The organism is Brevundimonas sp. DW-iso22 (assembly GCF_058725425.1).
Window position 1 is genome coordinate 387,156 of record NZ_JBZXEB010000003.1, and the last position, 18,714, is coordinate 405,869.

Below are 18,714 nucleotides of genomic sequence, written 5' to 3' on the forward strand. Positions count from 1 at the left end.
TCACGCTCGCGCTCCAGCGCGGGTGTTTGCGATCGTCCGCGATCTGCTAGGGTTGCCAGGCTGAGGGAGGCCTTCGATGCCGCGCAAGTTTCTGGTCGTCGTGGATGACAGTCCCGAGTTCGAGGCTGCCTTGCGCTATGCGGCAAGACGGGCGCGTTCGACGGGCGGACGCGTGGCCCTGCTCAGGGTCATTCCCCCCGCTGCGTCCGACGCCCACTGGGCCGGGGTGCGAGAGGAGATCGAGCGCCAGACCCGCGCCGAAGCCGAGACGCTTCTGAACGGCTGGGCGGAACAGGCGCATGAACGGTCCGGCGAGATGCCCGTGATCCTGATCGAACGCGGCGAGCCTCAGGACGCGATCCGAAAGGTCGTGGGCGAAGACAGCGAGATCAAGATTCTCGTGCTGGCGGCAGGTGAAGGATCGCGCGGGGCGGGGCCGCTGGTGACGGCGATCCTGAAACAGGGCGCGGCGTTCACGGGGCGCAAGCTGCCGGTGACGATCGTGCCGGGCGAGCTGACCGAGCAGGACATCGAGGATCTGGCCTGATTTTTTTAGGGCGCTAACGCGCGCGACGCGGTCGCTCGCTGCTTGAGCGCGTTGTGGCTTTTTCGTCAGGCCTTGAACACTGGCGGCACCGGGCGCACTTACCGGCCATGTTCATCCAGACCGAACCCACTCCGAACCCCAATGTCCTGAAGTTCCTGCCGGGGCGCGATGTCTCGGCCGAACCGCGCGAATTCCTGACGTCGAACGAGGCGTCGGTGTCGCCGCTGGCCGAGGCCCTGTTCGGACTGGAGGGGGTGACCGGCGTCTTCTACGGCTCCGACTACGTGTCGGTGACGCGAGAGGCGCAAGGGCTGGAATGGACCCAGATGAAGGCCCCGATCCTGGCGGCCATCATGGATCATTTCGTCTCGGGTGCGCCTCTGATGCGCGGCGGAGATTTCGACAGCACCAGCCCCGACGGCGACGACACCGAGGTCGTGGCCGAGATCAAGCAGTTGCTCGACAGTCGCATCCGCCCCGCCGTCGCCCAGGACGGCGGCGATATCCTGTTCGACAGTTTCGACGAGGAGACGGGGGTCCTCTCTCTTCGCCTGCGCGGAGCCTGCTCAGGCTGTCCGTCGTCATCCGCCACGCTGAAATCGGGGGTGGAGCAGATGATGAAGCACTATGTCCCGGAAGTGACCCGGGTCGAACAGGTCCTCTGAAACCATTGGACTTCAAACAAAAGTGTTACCAGTTCGATTTTGTCGTCCGACTCTGTAGAGTTTGGCCATGGCCAGGTTTGAAAGCGGCGCGGAAATTCGAAATTTGGGCTCGGCCTTGGCCGCTCTCAGGCTTGATCGTGGGTTGAGCCAGGCTGAGGCCGGTCAACGCGCCGGTATGACCAGTCAGGCTTGGGGTCTGTACGAGTCCGGCAAGCGTCCTGGACTGTTCCGGCCCGATGTCCAGCGGCGGCTCGCTCAGGCGATCGACGCAACCGTTGAGGAACTGGCGCACAAAGCCGGCTCGCCGAGACGCGTGACCGATGCGACGCCCAGATCCGGCAAAGCAAGCTTGGGGCAGGCATTCATTGGCACGCGACCCCTGCAGACCCTCGCCGCCAGCCGACACCGTTTCCAGGTGTCTAATGATGACCTCTGGCCCTGGGCAGCATCGGGCGTCGTGCTTGAATATGAAGTCGGTCGCTGGCCACGACGCGACCAGGGGTGCGTGATTGAACTTGTGGATGGCCAACGGTTAGCGCGGCTCTACCACAGCGCCGATGGAACGACGCTATATCTGCGCGGCGGTCCCGATGGTTTCGGCTCCGAAGAGAGGCTGGCTCGCGCCCAGGTGCGTTCAGTTTTTGCAGTCGTGGCGCGGCTGGATATATGAAACAATTCGCTTTTCAGGCGGTCTTCGGGATGAAAACGTTTCACGCAACGCCCGCAGGGTCGGCCAATACCGGGTCCCAGCGAATGGCCCGACCCCTAGGTCCTGCGCAATGAGGGTGCTGGTCATCGATACCGCCCTTGGGTTGTGTACCGCAGGCGTGTTCAGGGTTGAGGGCGGTCAGGTCGAGAGCCTTAGCCTTTGCTCTGAGGTCATGACGCGCGGCCATTCGGAGCGGCTGGCTGGAATGGTCCGCGATGCGGTGAGGCACTCCGGTGGAGGTTTTGGCGATCTGGACCGGATCGGTGTGACGGTAGGGCCAGGGTCCTTTACCGGCCTGCGCGTCGGTCTGGCATTTGCCCAGGGCCTGGGCGCTGCGCTGGGCCGGCCCGTGATTGGCCTTTCATCGCTGGATGCCTTGGCGGCCTCGGTCGCGCCTGCAGCCGTGACCGTGGCCGTGATCGATGCCCGGCGCGGTCAGGTCTATGGCCGTGTCTGGCGAAGTGGAGTGGCGAGCCAGCCACCGGAAGCCTGGACGCTCGAGCGGGCACAGACGATCGTCGCCGATGCGCAAATTCTGGTAAATCGGATCAGTGGCTCCGACGGGGAAGGCCTTATGATCGTGGGTTCCGGCGCCTCGCTGATTTCACAGGCGGAAGGTTGCCCGCTGGATGGCCCAGATCCAGCCGCATTGGCCCGACTGACGGCCGCTGCCGATCCCGCAGGTCATCCGCCACGCCCGCTGTATTTGCGGGCACCTGATGCAACCCCGCCGACACGTCTCCCGGGGCAGGCCAGAGGGCCGCGGCCGTGATCCCGGCCGTAGGTCGCTCCCCACCGGAGCCGGTGATGGCGCACCGTCTGGCGGAACTGCATGCCGAATGCTTTGATACCCCTTGGGACGCCCGAGCCTTCGCCGAACTTCTGGTTCAGCCTGGGGTGTTCGCCCTGCTGGAGGCGGCAGGATTCATCCTGATACGGACTGTCGCCGATGAGGCGGAAATCCTGACACTGGCGGTGCGGCCTCCGGCACGAAAGGCCGGCTTGGGGCTGTCTCTGGTACAGCGGGGGGCGGCGTTGGCGATCAGCCAGGGGGCCCGACGCCTGTTTCTGGAGGTTGCCGAGGACAACGGCGCGGCACGGGCCCTCTATGCCCGTACCGGCTTTGCCGAAGCAGGTCGCCGCCCCGACTATTATGCGCGGACAGACGGTTCGCGCGTTGGCGCCCTTGTGCTGGCGAGAGACCTGTCCCAGCCGCTTCCCTAGATGGCCTTTGCCCACTATCCTGAAACCATGGACCGGATTGAAAAGCTCTGCGCCGAGCGCGGCATGCGCATGACCGAACAGCGGCGAGTCATCGCACGCGTGCTGTCGAATGCCGAGGATCACCCGGATGTCGAGGAACTGTACCGGCGCGCCTCGAGCATCGACCCGCACATCTCGATCGCCACTGTCTATCGCACCGTGCGCCTGTTCGAAGAGGCCGGCGTGGTCGAGAAGCACGACTTCGGTGACGGCCGCAGCCGCTATGAAGAGGCGGGCGACGACCACCACGATCACCTGATCGACACCCGGACCGGCGAGGTGATCGAATTCTTCGACGCCGAGATCGAGCGGCTGAAAAGCGAGATTGCCCAGCGCCTGGGCTTCGAACTGGTCGGCCACAAGCTGGAGCTTTATGGCAAGGCCATCGAGGGAGCCGAGCCGTCGGGGCGTGAAGGCCTGATCTTCACGCGCCACGCGGCGCGGGTCGATCCCGAGGCCATTGATAGCTGATTGACGCAGCGTCACCCCTGCATGGCGTCCGTAGTCGCATGCGACTAAACAGTCGCGCATGACCGATATTCTTGTCCCCGCTCAATCCCTGCTGGCGCAGGCCGACGAAGCAGGTGCGCCCAAGCGTCTGTTCATCAAGACCTACGGCTGTCAGATGAACGTCTATGACAGCGAGCGCATGGCCGATGTGCTGCGCCCGCTGGGCTATGCCACGACCGATACCGCCGAAGGCGCGGACTTCGTCATCCTGAACACCTGCCACATCCGCGAGAAGGCGGCGGAGAAGGTCTATTCGGAACTCGGCAAGCTGCGCGAGATGAAGGAAGACCGTGCCGCATCCGGTCGCGGCATGACCATCGCCGTCGCGGGATGTGTCGCCCAGGCCGAGGGCGAAGAGATCATGCGGCGCCAACCCGCAGTCGATCTGGTGGTCGGGCCCCAGGCCTATCATCAGCTGCCCGAACTTCTGACCCGCACGGCGCGGGCGCGGGGCGAGCGGATCGGAGCCGACTTCGCGCCCAACGACAAGTTCGACGCTTTGCCGACCCAGCGTGGGGGCACGGGCGTGGCCGCTTTCCTGACGGTGCAGGAGGGGTGCGACAAATTCTGTACCTTCTGTGTGGTGCCCTACACGCGCGGTGCCGAATGGTCGCGGCCCGTGGCGGCGGTTCTGGCCGAGGCTCGCGAACTGGCGGCGCGGGGCGTGAGAGAGGTCACGCTGCTGGGACAGAACGTCAATGCCTATGATGGAGAGGGCGCGAATGGCAAGCCGTCCAGCCTGGCACGGCTGGTTCATGCCCTGGCCGACATCCCCGGCCTGGACCGGATCCGCTACACGACCAGCCATCCCAACGACATGTCCGATGACCTGATTGCGGCCCATGGCGAACTGCCGCAACTGATGCCCTATCTGCACCTGCCGGTGCAGTCGGGGTCGGATCGGCTGCTGCGACTGATGAACCGCAAACATGGGCGTCAGAAATATTTCGACCTGATCGACCGCATACGGGAGGCGCGGCCCGATATCGCCCTGTCCGGCGATTTCATCGTCGGCTTTCCCGGCGAGACCGACCGCGATTTCGAGGATACGATGGATCTGGTCCGCCGGGTTCGCTACGCCAGCGCCTTCTCCTTCCTGTATTCGCCGCGCCCCGGTACGCCCGCCGCGACAATGGGCGCGCAAGTGCCGGACGCCGTGGCACGCCCACGGCTGCATGCGCTTCAGGCCCTGCTGCTGGAACAGCAGGCCGCCTTCAATGCGGCCCAGGGCGGCAAGACCTTCGAGGTCCTGTTCGAGAAGAAGGGGCGGGAAAGACGTCAGGCCATCGGTCGGTCGCCCTATCTTCAGTCGGTCCACATGGAGGATGCGGATCATCTGATCGGTCAGATCGTTCCGGTCTTCATCGCCAGCGGCGAGCAGAACAGTCTGACCGGGCAGTTGCCCGGTGATCACCACCAAACCGAGTTGCGTCCTCAAGCAGAGAGCCGCCGCGCGGCAAGCGATAGGACACCATAAAGCATGGCGCGCGAAACCGAGTTTCTGGCCCTGGATGACACCGCTGTTCGCGCCGTGACGGGACCCAACAGTCGCCACGTCGCCCTGATCGAGGATGCCTTCAAGGTTCTGGTCGAGGCCCCCGGCGGCGGTGTCTCGATCAACGGCGGGGCTCGCGACCGGGCGAATGCCAAACAGGTGATCCAGACCTTGGCCACACGCGCCGCCAAGGGGGCCACGGTGACCGAAGCGGACGTCCGCGCGGCCTTGGGTGAGGTTCGCGGCGGCGGGCGGTCGACCAGCGATCCCATGGCACTGCCCATCGGCAAGCGCGGGGCCATCGTGCCCAAGACCAATGCCCAGGCGCGGTATCTGGAAACACTGGCACGATGCGAGCTGAGTTTCGGCGTCGGCCCGGCGGGTACGGGCAAGACGTTTCTGGCCGCCGCCTACGGTGCCAATCTGCTGCGCCGGGGCCAGGTGGATCGACTGGTCATCACCCGCCCGGCGGTGGAGGCGGGCGAGAAGCTGGGCTTTCTGCCTGGCGACCTGAACGAAAAGGTCGATCCCTATCTGGCTCCGATCTGGGAGGCGCTGAACGACATTCTGGGGGCCGAGGACGTCCAGCGCCGCCGCGACAAGGGCGAGATCGAAGCCGCCCCCATCGCCTTCATGCGTGGCCGAACCCTCAGTCATGCCTTCGTCATCGTGGATGAGGCGCAGAACACCTCGCGCCTGCAGATGAAGATGGTCCTGACCCGGCTCGGGGAGGGGGCTCGCATGGTGGTCACCGGCGATCCGTCGCAGATCGACCTGCTGAACCCGCGCGACAGCGGTCTGGCCCATGCGCTGCGCATCCTGCGCGATGTGAAGGGCGTGGGCGTGCTGGAGTTCGAGGCCCAGGACGTGGTGCGCCACGCCATGGTCGAGCGGATCGTTCGGGCCTATGACGCCGACGCTGCCGGCAAACGCTTGCCCGCAGATCTCGAGGACACGGCCGAGGCATGATCGAGGTCGAGGTCGATGACGAGGCCTGGCAAGACGCTGTGGCCGATGTCGCCGGGGTAGTCGAGCGAGCGGCGTCCGTGGCTTTGGGCGACACCGAGGGCGACGTCGTCGTTCTGCTGGCCGACGACGCCCATGTTCAGCAGATCAATGCGCAATTCCGTGACAAGGACCGCCCGACCAATGTGCTGTCCTTTCCGGCACCGGACAGCGCCCGGCCGCATCTGGGTGACCTGATCCTGGCCTACGGCGTCTGCGCGGCCGAGGCGGCGGAACAGGGCAAGTCCCTGTCCGACCATCTCAGCCATATGACCGTCCACGGCGTGCTGCATCTGCTTGGGCATGACCACGAGATCGACAATGAGGCCGAGGCGATGGAGGCCGAGGAGCGCCGCCTGCTTGCCAGCCTGGGCATTGCCGACCCATACAGCGTCGATGAGCCAGACCGCGCCTGATACCGCATTGATGACGACACCGCCCGCTCGGCTGAGTGGTCGGGGTTTGCGCTGGGCGCGGATCGGCCTGGCCCTGCTGGCCGGTGCCGGTGCGGCGCTGGCGCATCCGCCGTTCGGCATTCTGCCGGGCCTGTTCGGCTATGCCCTGCTGATGATCCTGTCGGAGCGGTCGGCCACGACGCGCGGGGCCTTCTGGATGGGCTGGCTGGCGGGGTTTGCCTATTTCCTGATCAGCTGCTGGTGGGTGGCGGAGGCGTTTCTGGTCAATCCGGCACAGGCCTGGATGGCCCCTTTTGCGGCCTCGGCCCTGCCTGCCGGACTGGGCCTGTTCTGGGGCGTGGCAACGGCGTTGTATCGTCGTTTCGGCCCGAAAGGTCTTCGGCGGGTTCTGGTTTTCACCGCCCTTTTCTGTCTGCTGGAGTGGCTGCGCGGCCATGTGCTGACCGGGTTTCCATGGAACCCGGCGGGGGCCAGCTGGAAGGCGGGCTCGGCCGCGTCGCAGTTCGCTGCCATCGGCGGTGTCTATGGTCTGGGTGTCCTGACGGTAGGAGCTGCAGCCGCGTTCGGGCCGCTGTTCAGTGCCGGACCACGCAAGGGACGGATCGTGACCGCCGTCCTTGGAGGCCTGATGATCGCGGGCCTGGTCGCCGGCGGCTCGGTACGGCTGTTGCAGGCACGGCTTCAGCTGACAGATACCACCGTCCGCATTGTTCAGGCCAATGTCGCCCAGGCGTCCAAATGGACGCCCGAAGCCTACGAAGGCATCGTCCGGCGCTACATCGCACTGAGTGCCCAGCCCGCCGCGGTGACGCCCGATCTGGTCATCTGGCCAGAGGGGTCGTTGCCAGCGTCGGGCAACGACGTCTTTGCTGCCGGAGCCTGGGAGGCCGCTGCAATCCAGAGCGCGCTCCGGCCCGGCCAGACCCTGCTGATGGGTCTGGGCATTGGCGAGCCTGACCCTTCGGTTCCGGAGGGGGGGCGATATTACAACAGCCTGCTGGTCGTCCAGAACCTGGGCGATCCGTCGCCGGCCGTCTCGGCGGCCTATGACAAATACCGTCTGGTGCCCTTTGGTGAGTATCTGCCCGCCGGCCGGCTGTTGGGTGCGCTCGGTGTGCGGGCCCTGACCCATATGCCGACCGATTTCAGTGCGGGGCCGAGACCTGCGCCTATCGACATTCCCGGCGCACCGCGCGCCCAGCCCCTGATCTGCTACGAAAGCCTGTATCCCGGTTTCACGACGGCCGGTGCCAATCGCCCACAATGGATCCTGAACATCTCCAACGATGCCTGGTTCGGAGCCACATCCGGCCCGCTTCAGCACCTGAACCTGGCCAGCTATCGCGCCATCGAGACGGGTCTTCCAGTGGTGCGCTCGACGCCGACAGGCACGTCGGCCATGATCGATCCCTGGGGACGGGTGATTGAAGATCAGCGTCTGGACAGCGGCCAGAGCGGCGTCATAGACGCGGCCCTGCCTAGGGCGACCGGGCTTACCGTATACGGGCGCTTCGGCGACTTGCTCTTCTGGCTTCTGATCGTCGCTGGCCTGACGCCATGCCTGTATCGGCCCCGTCTTTTTCAGCGCGGAGGCTCTACAAAAGCTAGAGCCACATAGGAATTCCCGCGAGGAGGGAATATTTGCGTGGTTATCGGGGTTCAGGTTGAAAGTCCTGTGACGCAAGCTCCATTTGTATGGTGACATAAGCGTCGCTGGAGCGCATTCAGGCGGAACTCTAACGCAAGGACGCATTAACGATGGCGAGAGGAACTGGCGAGGACGGCCCCCACCCCGTCGACCGGCATGTCGGTCGCAGGGTTTGCGAAAAGCGTCTGGCGCTTGGCTATAATCAAAGTGACCTGGGACGCGCGCTAGGCCTGACGTTTCAGCAGATCCAGAAATACGAGAAGGGCACCAACCGCGTCTCGGCGTCCAAGCTTTGGGACATCGCGCGCTTCTTCAAGGTGGATATCGGCTATTTCTTCGAGGGTCTGACCGGGTCCTCCGCCGTCGGCATGGCCGAAGAGGGCGCTGCCTTCGAGCATGACCATCCCGCCACCCGCTACACGATCGAAATCGGCCGATTGGCCCCGCAGCTGACCACGCGCCAGCAGAAGCTGGCTCTCGACCTGATCCGGGACATGGCCGATCGGCCGGAGCCAGCCGAAGACTGACGCCAGCAGCAGGCGCTGATATCTATTCTGACGATCCAGACGACCGGCGCTGACCAAAGGTCGGCGCCCTTTCTTTCTGCTCCGCCCAGTAAGATGCACCGTCGCGCGGCTTGAACATCGTCTTGGGCACGCCGTCACGCGAAACGACGGCAAAGGTGTTGGTCGAGGCCTGGTACAGCAACACGTCGCCATTGGGCCGCTCGACACGCTCGGTTCCTGCAGGCGGATTGCCCGTGAACTGCTCGACCTTGGTCAGATAGGCCTGCGGAGTCGCGGCATCGAAATCGGCACCATTACGCTCGAACAGGCGTGCGGTCTTGGCATCTACAGTCTCGCGCCGGTTGGCGGTCAGCGCAGGTTTTGGAGCGGCCGCTGCGCTGTCGGCGCTGCCACTTTCGAGCGCTGCACTGGTCAGAACCGCCTGAGGCGCTTCTGCAGAACGATCCCGCGTCTCCACGGCGGAGTCGCCATTGCCGCACCCAGTCAGGACCAGCATGGCCGACATGGCCAGAACGCCCACAATCGTCTTGTCGCTAATACCCATTGAACCCTCCCGGTTGAAACCCACCGAGGGTAGGGTAATCACAGGTTCTGTGTTCTTGCAATGTTCTTGTTTGCCGAACCGTCACTCGACGACCTGCCCTGGCCTCGCTAGACGGTGAACATGACCCAGCCATCTCTCACCGGCCGAAAGATTTTGCTGATCGTCGGCGGCGGTATCGCCGCCTACAAGGCGCTGGAACTGGTGCGGCTGCTTAAGAAGGCCGAGGCCGAGGTGATGAGCGTCCTGACGTCCGCCGGGGGCGAGTTCGTGACGCCGATGTCCCTGGCCGCCCTGACTGGCCATCCGGTGCGCCAGGCCCTGTTCATGCCCGAGGACGAGACGGCCATGGGCCATATCGAACTGTCGCGCTGGGCCGATCTGGTGGTGGTAGCTCCGGCGACGGCGGGGCTGATTGCCAAGGCGGCGAACGGGATGGCCGACGACCTGGCATCCACGACCCTGCTGGCGACGGACAAGAAGGTTCTGCTGGCCCCCGCCATGAATGTGCGGATGTGGCAACATCCGGCGGTCCAGGCCAATGTCGCGCGGCTGAAGGGTTTCGATGGCTTTCACGGCGTGGCGATGGTCGGGCCGGATGAGGGCGAGATGGCCTGCGGTGAGTTCGGACCTGGGCGGATGGCCGAGCCCGCAGCCATTCTGTTGGCCATTGAGGGTCTGCTGGCCGGGCCGGACGGCCGGCCCCTGGCAGGTCGCACGGCAGTGGTGACGGCCGGCCCGACGTTCGAACCGATCGATCCCGTGCGCGGCCTGACCAACCGCTCCAGCGGCAAACAGGGCTATGCGATCGCCGAGGCCCTGGCCCAGCTGGGCGCGACGGTGACGCTGGTGTCCGGACCCGTGGCGCTGGCTGCGCCGGTGGGCACAACGCGCGTCTGGGTGGAGACGGCCCAGGACATGAAGGCGGCCGTGGAGGCTGTCCTGCCCGCCGACATCGCAGTCATGAGCGCCGCCGTGGCCGACTGGCGCGTGGACGGCGTGGCCTCGGGCAAGATCAAGAAGGCCCCGGGCGGACCGCCCTCGCTGGCCCTGATCGAGAACCCGGACATTCTGGCGGGCGTCTCGGCCCCTGGTCCCAAAAGGCCGAAGCTTGTCGTCGGTTTCGCAGCGGAAACGACGGATCTGGACACCAATGCCCGGGCCAAGCTTTCGCGCAAGGGCTGCGACTGGATCGTCGGCAACGATGTATCCGACGATGTGTTCGGCGCCGACGGCAATGCCGTGACGCTGTTCACGCGCGATGCAGAGCCTGACGAATGGCCGCGCCAGAGCAAGGCCGAAGTGGCGCGTAAACTGGCCGCCCGCATCGCCGATCACTTCAAGGCCTGAGAGATACTGCCCATGACCACCCTGCGTATCCAGCGCCTGCCGCATGCCGAGGGCCTGGCCTTGCCCGCCTATGAGACGACGGGATCGGCGGGTATGGACCTGCGGGCGGCCGTGGCGGACGATGCGCCGCTGACGCTCGAGCCGGGTGCCCGGGCGCTGGTGCCGACCGGGCTCAAGATCGCGCTGGAGCAGGGCTATGAGGCCCAGGTGCGGCCCCGGTCGGGCCTGGCGCTGAAGCACGGCCTGACCTGCCTGAATTCGCCCGGCACGATCGACAGTGATTATCGCGGCGAGGTCGGCGTCATCCTGATCAACCACGGCGAGGAGCCGTTCGTGATCCGCCGCGGCGAACGCATCGCCCAGATGGTCGTGGCCAGACACGAGCAGGCCGAGGTGGTTCAGGTCGAGACGCTGGACGAGACAGTTCGCGGCAGCGGCGGGTTCGGCTCGACGGGGCGCTGAGAGCTTTCAGACTGTCGGAGTGGACGGCAGGGTGCTGTCCCGCCGGAGCACACGCTCGCGCCAGGCGATGTAGAGACCGCTACCGGCAATCAGGGCGGCCCCGCCCATGGTCGTCAAGGTGGGCACGTCGCTCAGCAACAGCCAGCCCAGCACCAGGGCCCCGACCATCTGCAGATAGTCCAGCGGGGCGAGGGCCGAGACCGGCGCGTGTCGCAGGGAGGTGGTCATCAAGAGCTGAGCCAGCCCGCCTGCCAGTCCGCCTGCGGCCAGTATGGCCAGAACCGTCCAGCCATGACTGTGGCCGTCGATCAGGGCGAGGGTTCCGCCCACGACCGAACAGGCGATGAAGAACCAGAAGACGATGGCCGTCGCAGATTCCGTCTTGCCCAACTGGCGCAGGGTGACGGTGACGGAGGCGGCGACGAAGGCTCCGCCGAGCGCAAACAGCAATCCAGCCAAGGGCGGTGCACCTTCGGCACCGGGTCGAACCATGACCAGTACACCCAGAAAGCCCACGGCGATCGCGGCCCAGCGATGACGCCGCACCTTTTCCTTCAGGAAGGCGATGGACAGCAGGGTGGCTAAGATGGGCGAGGTAAAGCCGATGGTCGTGGCGTCGGCGAGCGGCAGAAGTCGCAGACCCTGGAAGATCAGCAGTATGCCCGTCACCCCCAACAGACAGCGCCAGACATGAACGAGTGGCCTGCGGGTCGAGATCGAGGCCAGACCCCCTTTGGCGCTTGCGATCCAGATCAGCACGACCGGCAGGCCGAAGAGCGAGCGATAGAAGACCATCTCGCCAGCCGACACGGGCTCCAGCGTCGCGGCCCATTTCATCAGGGCGTACATCAGCGAGAAACACAGGGCTGCGGCGACCCGCAGCGCCATGCCATAACTGGTGCCGTGCCGGATCATCGGCCCGGTCAGGCCTGGCGAAAGCCCAGAACGTCCTGCATGTCATAGAGGCCGGGCGGGCGGCTGCGGACCCAGGCGGCGGCGGCCACAGCACCCTTGGCGAACAGGGAGCGGTCGATGGCCGAATGGCTGAGGGTCAGGGTTTCGTCGTCCGAGGCGAACAGGACGGTGTGCTCGCCGATCACGCCACCGGCGCGCAGGGAGGCGAAGCCGATGTGGCCCTCTTGTCGGGGCTCGCCGACGCCGTCGTAGGGGGCGCTGCGCACCTCGGCCAGATCGACATCACGACCGGAGGCCGCTGCTTCGCCCAGCATCAGGGCCGTGCCGGATGGAGCATCGACCTTCTTGCGGTGGTGGGTTTCCAGAATCTCGATGTCCCAGTCGCGGGCGTCCAGACGCTGGGCCGCGTGCTCGACCAGGCCGATAAGGATGTTCACGCCCAAGGAGAAGTTGCCGCTGCGGACGATGGCGATCTTTTCGGCGGCCTTGAGGATTTCGGCGTCCTGTTCAGGCGTCAGGCCGGTGGAGCCAATGACCAGGGCGGGACCACCCTTGGCCGCGCAGGCCTGCGCCAATTCGACGGAGGCGTCGGCCGTCGAGAAATCGATGACCACGTCGCACAGGGACAGGTCCGGCGTCTCGCCCCGATCAAAGCGGGCGGCGACGACGACATCCTCACGCGCGTCTAGCACGGAGGAAACGGCGCGGCCCATACGGCCCCGGGCCCCGGAAATACCGGCGTGGAAGATGGCGCTCAAACGATAGACCCCCGCTTGCGACCCGGATGGCGATCCGGGACCGGATGATTATGCACCTGAGGCGTGGCGGCTCCAGCCTGCAAACGCCCTACTGCGCCGTTTCCTTGCCGGTGTCGCCCAGGATGTCGGCCCAGAAGCGCTTGGCTTTGCCTGTGAAGGACGAGTTGCGCGGCGTCTGGGTCTCGCCCAGGGAGGCGGCCAGCTCTTCCAGCAGTTCCTTCTGACGCGCGGTCAGGTCGGTCGGGGTCTCGACGAACAACTCCACCACCAGATCGCCGCGCTGACGCCCGTTCAGATGGGGCATGCCCTTGCCCTTGATCCGAACCGTCTTGCCGGTCTGGGAGCCGGCGGGCACGTCCACATTGGCGCGGCAGCGGCCGTCGCAGGCTTCGGACACCAGGCACGGGGCCTCGATCTCGCCGCCCAGGGCCGCCGTGGTCATGGAAACGGGAACGGTGACCAGCAGGTCCAGATTGTCCCGCTCGAACAGTTCGTGCGGCGTCACCGACAGGAAGACATACAGGTCGCCGCGGGGGCCGCCGCGCATGCCGGCATCGCCCTCACCCGACAGGCGGATGCGCGAGCCGTCGTCGACGCCGGCGGGCACCTTCAGGTTCAGCGTGCGGTTCTTCCGGACCTGACCGTGGCCGTGGCAGGTGGTGCAGGGATCGGCGATCTGGCCTGAGCCGCCGCAGGTCGGGCAGGTGCGCTCCACCTGGAAGAAGCCGTTGGCCTGACGCACGCGGCCCGCGCCGCCGCAGGTACCGCAGGTCGAGGGCTGGGTGCCGACCTTGGCCCCCGAGCCATCGCAGGTGTCGCAGGTGGCGGTCGTGGGCACCCGGATCTCGACGTCGGCCCCCTTGTAGGCTTGTTCCAGAGTGATCTCGAGATCGTAGCGCAGGTCCGAGCCCCGGCGCGGGCCGTGCTGACGCGCACCACCGCCGGTCCGGCCGCCGAAGACGTCGCCGAAGGCGTCGCCGAAGACCTGGGAAAAGATGTCGTTGACGTCGTGGAAGCCCTGCTGCTGGCCGCCGCCGCCATTGACGCCTGCGTGTCCGAACCGGTCATAGGCGGCCCGCTTCTGGCTGTCGGACAGGACGGTATAGGCCTCGGAGATTTCCTTGAACCGCGCCATGGATTCCTCGGAGCCGCCGTTGCGGTCCGGATGGTGCGTCATGGCCAGTTTGCGATAGGCCGACTTCAGGCCGGCGGCGTCTATGGTCCGCTCGACCTCCAGGATTTCGTAATAGTCACGCGTCGCCATGCGGCGTTCGTCCTCTTACCCCTGCCCGTCAGGCCGTCTCCATTCGGAGACTGTTGTTGCCGGATTGGGCTGACCGGACAGACATGGGCGTCCGGCCCGATGATGCAAGTTGATCCTCCCCCGGAGCGAAGCGAGAGGGGGAGGGGGACCGCCCGAAGGGTGGTGGAGGGGGCCAGGCCCAGATACCGGAGTTTCCGGCTGGCCCCCTCCACCGCTACGCGGTCCCCCTCCCCCGATGGGGGAGGAATGATTCAGGCGCTCTTCTTGTCGTCGTCCGAGGCACCCTCTGGGGCGACTTCCTCGAACTCGGCATCGACCACGCCGTCATCGGCTGGGGCCGCGCCGTCGTCGCCTTCACCGCCGGCCTGAGACGCATACATGGCCTCGCCCAGCTTCATCGAGGCCTGGGCCAGAGTATTGGTCGCGGTCCGGATGGTCTCGGGGTCCGAGCCGTCGCGCGCAGCCTTGAGGTCGGTCAGGGCGGTTTCGATGGCGGTCTTGTCGTCGCCCTCGATCTTGTCGCCGTGCTCGGCCATGGCCTTTTCGGTGGAATGGATCAGGCTGTCGGCCGAATTCTGGGCCTCGACCAGTTCCTTGCGGGTCTTGTCGGCCTCGGCGTTTGCCTCGGCTTCCTTGACCATCTTGTCGATGTCGGCATCAGACAGGCCGCCATTGGCCTGGATGCGGATCGACTGTTCCTTGTTGGTCGCTTTGTCCTTGGCGGTGACGTGGACGATGCCGTTGGCGTCGATGTCGAAGGCGACCTCGATCTGGGGCATGCCGCGCGGTGCGGGCGGAATGCCCATCAGGTCAAACTGACCCAGCACCTTGTTGTCCGAGGCCATGGGACGCTCGCCCTGGAACACCCGGATCGTCACGGCCGACTGATTGTCGTCGGCGGTCGAGAAGACCTGGCTCTTCTTGGTCGGGATCGTCGTGTTGCGCTCGATCAGAGGCGTGAAGACGCCGCCCAGGGTCTCAATGCCCAGGGTCAGGGGGGTCACGTCCAGCAGCAGCACGTCCTTGACGTCGCCTTGCAGGACGCCGGCCTGAACGGCGGCGCCCAAGGCCACGACCTCGTCAGGGTTCACACCCTTGTGTGGCTCCTTGCCGAAGAAGGCCTTCACGGCTTCCACGACCTTGGGCATGCGGGTCATGCCGCCGACCAGGACGACTTCGTCGATGTCGGACGCTTTCAGGCCCGCATCGGCCAGGGCCTTCTTGCAGGGCTCGATCGTGCGCTGGATCAGGTCGTCGACCAAGGCTTCCAGCTTGGCACGGCTTAGCTTGATGTTCAGGTGCAGCGGGCCCGAGGCGTTCATCGTGATGAACGGCAGGTTGACCTCGTACTGGGCTGTGGAGCTCAGCTCCTTCTTGGCCTTCTCGGCCTCTTCCTTGAGGCGTTGCAGGGCCAGCTTGTCGGAGCGCAGGTCGACGCCCTGCTCCTTCTTGAACTCGTCGGCCAGGTAGTCGACCAGACGCAGGTCGAAATCTTCGCCGCCCAGGAAGGTGTCGCCGTTGGTCGACTTCACCTCGAAGACGCCGTCGCCGATCTCCAGGATCGAGACGTCGAAGGTACCGCCGCCGAGGTCATAAACGGCGATCTTCTGGCCGTCGCTCTTGTCCAGGCCATAGGCCAGCGCAGCTGCGGTCGGCTCGTTGATGATACGCAGGACTTCCAGGCCGGCGATCTTGCCGGCGTCCTTGGTCGCCTGACGCTGGGCGTCGTTGAAATAGGCCGGGACGGTGATGACGGCCTGGGTGACGGTCTCGCCAAGATAGGCCTCCGCGGCCTCTTTCATCTTGCCGAGGGTGAAGGCGCTGATCTGCTGGGGCGAATAGTCCTTGCCGTTGGCGCGGACCCAGGCATCGCCGGTCGGACCCTTGACGATCTCATAGGGGACCATCTTCTTGTCCTTGGCGACCACGGGGTCGTCGAACGAGCGGCCGATCAGGCGCTTGATGGCGAAGAAGGTGTTGGTCGGGTTGGTCACGGCCTGACGGCGCGCAGGCTGACCCACCAAGGTCTCGCCGCCGTCCTGGATGGCGATGACAGAGGGCGTGGTGCGGTTGCCCTCGGCGTTTTCGATGACCTTGGGGTTCTTGCCGTCCATGACGGCCACACACGAGTTGGTGGTGCCCAGGTCGATGCCGATAATTTTGGCCATGTCTTAGTCTTTCACTCCATGCAGCGGGCGATGCAGCGACCTTTTAAAGTTAAGCGCCGCGTGTGACCGCCCCCGTTTCAAGGGTCTTGGTCTGTTACAGGGTCCCGGATGGATAGCCCCACGAAGTTCGGGGTTTTCCAGCGGTTGTCGCCGATATGGGAAACACCCCCCCACCCGCAAGCCCTAATGCACGAATCAGCAGGCGATGTGTCTGTCCGTGATGCTAGTTTCTGGCGGTGGGCCCGATGCAGGAAATTCAGACGGGTATCGAGGGTTTCCGGCTGTGGCCGGGCGCGCTGTCGGTACAGGCGCAGGCCGAGCTTCTGGCACAGGTCCTCTCGGCAGAGGCGGAGGCCCCGTTCTACGGGCCGGTGACGCCCGGTGGTCGGCCCTTTTCGGTCCGGATGACCAACCTCGGGGCGTTGGGCTGGGTCTCCGATCGGGAGGGCTATCGCTATCAGGCGACCCACCCTGTGACGGGAAAGGCCTGGCCACCGATCCCGCAGACGCTTCTGGATCTCTGGAGCCATCTGACCGGCTGGCCCGAGCCTCCACAGGCGTGTCTGGTCAACCTGTACCGGGACGAGGCCCGCATGGGCCTGCACCAGGACAAGGACGAGGCGGATTTGACGGCCCCGGTGCTGTCGGTGTCGCTGGGCGATACGGCGGTGTTTCGGATCGGTGGGGCCGAGGGCGGGCCGACACGGTCGATCAGGCTGGCGTCCGGCGACGTCTGTGCCCTGACGGGTCCGGCACGCCTAGCAAGGCACGCCATCGACCGGCTGATCGCGGGGTCATCGACGCTGGTGCCGGGGGGAGGGCGCATCAACCTGACCCTGCGCCGCGCGCGCTGATGTCACGCCCTTCGTGAATGGACGACTGGTCAGGCTTGGGTCAGTGTCCCGTCTTCGTCATCGACCAACCTGCCGGAGATCGCCCATGCCCACCCTGGTTCGGCCTGAAGGGCCTGAAGCTGATGATCTCATTTTCAGCCGCCGGACGCTGGGCGTCGGTGCGGTGGGCGGACTGTTCTTCGCCGGCTATGCGCCCGCGGCCCTGGCCGCCCAGGCGGCACCCGTGGCGACCGATGCGACAGGTCTGGTCAGCGCCGACGTGACCTATGCCGCGCCCGACGGCTTTCAGCTGCCGGCCTATGTCGCGCGGCCCGAAGGCGACGGCCCCTATCCGGTGGTCATCGTGGTGTCGGAAATCTTCGGCGTGCACGAATACATCCGCGACGTCTGCCGTCGCCTGGCCAAGGCGGGTTATGCGGCGATCGCGCCTGCCTTCTTCGTTCGTGTCGAGGACCCGGCCCCCCTGTCCGACATGACCCGCATCCAGCAGATCGTGGCAGCGGCAGGCTATGAGCAGGTCATGGGCGACCTGTCCGCCACCTTGGAATGGGCCAGCCTGCAGGCCTGGGCCAATACGGACAAGGTCGGCATCACCGGCTTCTGCTGGGGCGGCAAGGTCGTCTGGCAGGCAGCGGCGCGGTTCGCGGCGATCGACGCCGGCGTGGCCTGGTACGGCCGTCTGGCTCCCGCCGCCAATGCCACGCCGGAACAGGTGGCGTCCGGCCAGCCTTGGCCCGTCGATCTGGCAGCAGATCTCAAGGCCCCGGTGCTGGGTCTGTATGGCGAGCAGGATCGGGGCATTCCCTTGGCCAGCGTGGAAGCCATGCGGGCGGCGCTGCAACGGGCCGGGCAAACCGAGAGCCGGATCGACGTCTATGACGACGCGCCGCACGGCTTTCATGCCGACTATCGCGACAGCTATCGGGCGGCGGATGCCGCCGACGGCTGGGCCAAGCTGCTGGCGCTGTTCGGGGCGAAGCTGAAGGGCTAGGCCTTGCCGTCGAAATTCCCGCCATCGGCTGTGCCTTCGGCGGCATAGGCGGCATTGCCCGCCGCTGCGCCAGAGCCCTTTGCGGCGACCACGACCATGGCCGGACGGACGGTGCGGCCGAACAGGGCGTAGCCGGCCTGAAGCGTCTGCAGCACCTTGCCGCCCGGAACCGTATCGGACGGCTGTTCCATCATGGCCTGGTGCAGGTGCGGGTCGAAGGCCTCGCCCGCCGCCGGGGCAACGCGCTTGAGATTATTGGCCTCGAAGGCCGTCAGCAGGGACTTCTGGGTCAGTTCCAGCCCGGTGACCAGACCGGCCTCTCCGGCATCGGCATCCTTGGGCGCGGCCATAAGGGCGCGTTCCAGATTGTCGGCGACGCCCAGCAGCTCGCGGGCGAACTTCTGGATGGCATAGGCGCGGGCGTCATTGTTCTGGGTTTCGGCGCGGCGCTTGGTGTTCTCGGCATCGGCGACGGCGCGCAGGGCGCGGTCTTTCCACTCATCGCGTTCGGCGATCAGGGCGTCGATGTTGGCCAGGGCCTGATCGTCCTCGGACGCGGCGGCCCGGTGGGTCTCAGGAATGTCCACGGCTTCGAACTCGGGATCGTTGTCCCAGCCGCTTTCGGG

Annotated in this window: 21 protein-coding genes; 15 read left to right on the plus strand and 6 right to left on the minus strand. The window is 65.9% G+C overall.

The annotated features are described in order from the left end of the window. The first annotated feature begins 76 nt into the window (after positions 1-76). From AC4PRM_RS05465 to AC4PRM_RS05515, 11 genes are all read left to right on the plus strand, one after another. Positions 77-547 carry a universal stress protein gene (locus AC4PRM_RS05465; protein WP_373256640.1) on the plus strand — a complete coding sequence of 157 codons (471 nt, stop codon included), beginning with the start codon at positions 77-79 and terminating at the stop codon, positions 545-547. 107 nt (positions 548-654) lie between these two features. After that, the gene (locus tag AC4PRM_RS05470) at positions 655-1,212 is read left to right on the plus strand and encodes a NifU family protein (protein WP_373256639.1); all 558 of its coding nucleotides are present in this window, start codon (positions 655-657) and stop codon (positions 1,210-1,212) included. Between the two features lie 67 nt (positions 1,213-1,279). Beyond that, positions 1,280-1,882, plus strand: a complete 603-nt coding sequence (locus AC4PRM_RS05475; protein ID WP_492039078.1) for a helix-turn-helix transcriptional regulator — start codon at positions 1,280-1,282, stop codon at positions 1,880-1,882. Positions 1,883-1,991: 109 nt separating this feature from the next. Continuing rightward, positions 1,992-2,693 carry a tRNA (adenosine(37)-N6)-threonylcarbamoyltransferase complex dimerization subunit type 1 TsaB gene (gene tsaB, locus AC4PRM_RS05480; RefSeq protein WP_492039079.1) on the plus strand — a complete coding sequence of 234 codons (702 nt, stop codon included), beginning with the start codon at positions 1,992-1,994 and terminating at the stop codon, positions 2,691-2,693. A 35-nt stretch (positions 2,694-2,728) separates the two neighbouring features. Further along, the gene (locus tag AC4PRM_RS05485; RefSeq protein ID WP_492039080.1) at positions 2,729-3,145 is read left to right on the plus strand and encodes a GNAT family N-acetyltransferase; all 417 of its coding nucleotides are present in this window, start codon (positions 2,729-2,731) and stop codon (positions 3,143-3,145) included. A 27-nt stretch (positions 3,146-3,172) separates the two neighbouring features. Beyond that, complete coding sequence (locus AC4PRM_RS05490) at positions 3,173-3,655, plus strand: Fur family transcriptional regulator (RefSeq protein WP_492039194.1); 483 nt, start codon at positions 3,173-3,175, stop codon at positions 3,653-3,655. A 58-nt stretch (positions 3,656-3,713) separates the two neighbouring features. Beyond that, the gene (gene miaB / locus AC4PRM_RS05495) at positions 3,714-5,171 is read left to right on the plus strand and encodes a tRNA (N6-isopentenyl adenosine(37)-C2)-methylthiotransferase MiaB (protein ID WP_492039081.1); all 1,458 of its coding nucleotides are present in this window, start codon (positions 3,714-3,716) and stop codon (positions 5,169-5,171) included. Positions 5,172-5,174: 3 nt separating this feature from the next. Beyond that, complete coding sequence (locus AC4PRM_RS05500) at positions 5,175-6,158, plus strand: PhoH family protein (RefSeq protein WP_487921304.1); 984 nt, start codon at positions 5,175-5,177, stop codon at positions 6,156-6,158. Then, entirely contained in the window at positions 6,155-6,610 is a 456-nt protein-coding gene (gene ybeY / locus AC4PRM_RS05505) for an rRNA maturation RNase YbeY (RefSeq protein ID WP_487921305.1), read from the plus strand. The genes AC4PRM_RS05500 and ybeY overlap by 4 nt, the downstream gene beginning before the upstream one ends. 10 nt (positions 6,611-6,620) lie before the next feature. Beyond that, positions 6,621-8,228, plus strand: coding sequence for an apolipoprotein N-acyltransferase (gene lnt / locus AC4PRM_RS05510; protein ID WP_492039082.1), 1,608 nt, complete (start codon positions 6,621-6,623; stop codon positions 8,226-8,228). Positions 8,229-8,368: 140 nt separating this feature from the next. Then, entirely contained in the window at positions 8,369-8,785 is a 417-nt protein-coding gene (locus AC4PRM_RS05515; protein WP_487921307.1) for a helix-turn-helix domain-containing protein, read from the plus strand. A 22-nt stretch (positions 8,786-8,807) separates the two neighbouring features. Here the strand turns inward: AC4PRM_RS05515 and AC4PRM_RS05520 are convergent, their stop codons facing one another. After that, a complete protein-coding gene (locus tag AC4PRM_RS05520; protein WP_492039083.1) occupies positions 8,808-9,329 on the minus strand; it encodes an S-type pyocin family protein in 522 nt (173 codons plus the stop codon). Positions 9,330-9,449: 120 nt separating this feature from the next. Here AC4PRM_RS05520 and coaBC point away from each other — a divergent pair, with 120 nt between their 5' ends. Together coaBC and dut are read left to right on the plus strand one after the other, a co-directional pair. Continuing rightward, on the plus strand, positions 9,450-10,676 hold the full coding sequence (gene coaBC / locus AC4PRM_RS05525; protein WP_492039084.1) for a bifunctional phosphopantothenoylcysteine decarboxylase/phosphopantothenate--cysteine ligase CoaBC: 1,227 nt from the start codon (positions 9,450-9,452) through the stop codon (positions 10,674-10,676). Positions 10,677-10,688: 12 nt separating this feature from the next. Further along, a complete protein-coding gene (gene dut, locus AC4PRM_RS05530) occupies positions 10,689-11,138 on the plus strand; it encodes a dUTP diphosphatase (protein ID WP_492039085.1) in 450 nt (149 codons plus the stop codon). Positions 11,139-11,144: 6 nt separating this feature from the next. Here dut and AC4PRM_RS05535 read toward each other — a convergent pair whose 3' ends face one another. The 4 genes from AC4PRM_RS05535 to dnaK all read right to left on the minus strand — a co-directional run bounded on the left by AC4PRM_RS05535 (position 11,145) and on the right by dnaK (position 16,243). Then, positions 11,145-12,053 (minus strand): DMT family transporter, encoded by a 909-nt coding sequence (locus tag AC4PRM_RS05535; RefSeq protein ID WP_492039086.1) that lies wholly within the window; start codon positions 12,051-12,053, stop codon positions 11,145-11,147. An 8-nt stretch (positions 12,054-12,061) separates the two neighbouring features. After that, positions 12,062-12,811 (minus strand): 4-hydroxy-tetrahydrodipicolinate reductase, encoded by a 750-nt coding sequence (dapB, locus tag AC4PRM_RS05540; RefSeq protein WP_492039087.1) that lies wholly within the window; start codon positions 12,809-12,811, stop codon positions 12,062-12,064. Between the two features lie 88 nt (positions 12,812-12,899). Next, positions 12,900-14,075 (minus strand): molecular chaperone DnaJ, encoded by a 1,176-nt coding sequence (gene dnaJ / locus AC4PRM_RS05545; RefSeq protein WP_487921313.1) that lies wholly within the window; start codon positions 14,073-14,075, stop codon positions 12,900-12,902. Positions 14,076-14,326: 251 nt separating this feature from the next. Continuing rightward, complete coding sequence (dnaK, locus tag AC4PRM_RS05550) at positions 14,327-16,243, minus strand: molecular chaperone DnaK (RefSeq protein ID WP_492039088.1); 1,917 nt, start codon at positions 16,241-16,243, stop codon at positions 14,327-14,329. A gap of 245 nt (positions 16,244-16,488) precedes the next feature. On the opposite strand from dnaK, the gene AC4PRM_RS05555 reads away from it, so the two are divergent. After that, the gene (locus AC4PRM_RS05555; protein WP_492039089.1) at positions 16,489-17,097 is read left to right on the plus strand and encodes an alpha-ketoglutarate-dependent dioxygenase AlkB; all 609 of its coding nucleotides are present in this window, start codon (positions 16,489-16,491) and stop codon (positions 17,095-17,097) included. Positions 17,098-17,182: 85 nt separating this feature from the next. Then, complete coding sequence (locus AC4PRM_RS05560) at positions 17,183-18,088, plus strand: dienelactone hydrolase family protein (protein WP_492039090.1); 906 nt, start codon at positions 17,183-17,185, stop codon at positions 18,086-18,088. Here the strand turns inward: AC4PRM_RS05560 and grpE are convergent. Next, the gene (gene grpE / locus AC4PRM_RS05565) at positions 18,085-18,675 is read right to left on the minus strand and encodes a nucleotide exchange factor GrpE (RefSeq protein ID WP_492039195.1); all 591 of its coding nucleotides are present in this window, start codon (positions 18,673-18,675) and stop codon (positions 18,085-18,087) included. The two genes, AC4PRM_RS05560 and grpE, sit on opposite strands and share 4 nt — an antisense overlap. Positions 18,676-18,714 lie beyond the last annotated feature (39 nt).

What these genes read in the sequence shown, in the direction of transcription:
- AC4PRM_RS05465 (WP_373256640.1), top strand. Translation starts at nt 77, where the DNA reads ATGCCGCGCAAGTTTCTGGTCGTCGTGGATGACAGTCCCGAGTTCGAG.
- AC4PRM_RS05470 (WP_373256639.1), top strand. Translation starts at nt 655, where the DNA reads ATGTTCATCCAGACCGAACCCACTCCGAACCCCAATGTCCTGAAGTTC.
- AC4PRM_RS05475 (WP_492039078.1), top strand. Translation starts at nt 1,280, where the DNA reads ATGGCCAGGTTTGAAAGCGGCGCGGAAATTCGAAATTTGGGCTCGGCC.
- tsaB (WP_492039079.1), top strand. Translation starts at nt 1,992, where the DNA reads ATGAGGGTGCTGGTCATCGATACCGCCCTTGGGTTGTGTACCGCAGGC.
- AC4PRM_RS05485 (WP_492039080.1), top strand. Translation starts at nt 2,729, where the DNA reads ATGGCGCACCGTCTGGCGGAACTGCATGCCGAATGCTTTGATACCCCT.
- AC4PRM_RS05490 (WP_492039194.1), top strand. Translation starts at nt 3,173, where the DNA reads ATGGACCGGATTGAAAAGCTCTGCGCCGAGCGCGGCATGCGCATGACC.
- miaB (WP_492039081.1), top strand. Translation starts at nt 3,714, where the DNA reads ATGACCGATATTCTTGTCCCCGCTCAATCCCTGCTGGCGCAGGCCGAC.
- AC4PRM_RS05500 (WP_487921304.1), top strand. Translation starts at nt 5,175, where the DNA reads ATGGCGCGCGAAACCGAGTTTCTGGCCCTGGATGACACCGCTGTTCGC.
- ybeY (WP_487921305.1), top strand. Translation starts at nt 6,155, where the DNA reads ATGATCGAGGTCGAGGTCGATGACGAGGCCTGGCAAGACGCTGTGGCC.
- lnt (WP_492039082.1), top strand. Translation starts at nt 6,621, where the DNA reads ATGACGACACCGCCCGCTCGGCTGAGTGGTCGGGGTTTGCGCTGGGCG.
- AC4PRM_RS05515 (WP_487921307.1), top strand. Translation starts at nt 8,369, where the DNA reads ATGGCGAGAGGAACTGGCGAGGACGGCCCCCACCCCGTCGACCGGCAT.
- AC4PRM_RS05520 (WP_492039083.1), bottom strand. Translation starts at nt 9,329, where the DNA reads ATGGGTATTAGCGACAAGACGATTGTGGGCGTTCTGGCCATGTCGGCC.
- coaBC (WP_492039084.1), top strand. Translation starts at nt 9,450, where the DNA reads ATGACCCAGCCATCTCTCACCGGCCGAAAGATTTTGCTGATCGTCGGC.
- dut (WP_492039085.1), top strand. Translation starts at nt 10,689, where the DNA reads ATGACCACCCTGCGTATCCAGCGCCTGCCGCATGCCGAGGGCCTGGCC.
- AC4PRM_RS05535 (WP_492039086.1), bottom strand. Translation starts at nt 12,053, where the DNA reads ATGATCCGGCACGGCACCAGTTATGGCATGGCGCTGCGGGTCGCCGCA.
- dnaJ (WP_487921313.1), bottom strand. Translation starts at nt 14,075, where the DNA reads ATGGCGACGCGTGACTATTACGAAATCCTGGAGGTCGAGCGGACCATA.
- dnaK (WP_492039088.1), bottom strand. Translation starts at nt 16,243, where the DNA reads ATGGCCAAAATTATCGGCATCGACCTGGGCACCACCAACTCGTGTGTG.
- AC4PRM_RS05555 (WP_492039089.1), top strand. Translation starts at nt 16,489, where the DNA reads ATGCAGGAAATTCAGACGGGTATCGAGGGTTTCCGGCTGTGGCCGGGC.
- AC4PRM_RS05560 (WP_492039090.1), top strand. Translation starts at nt 17,183, where the DNA reads ATGCCCACCCTGGTTCGGCCTGAAGGGCCTGAAGCTGATGATCTCATT.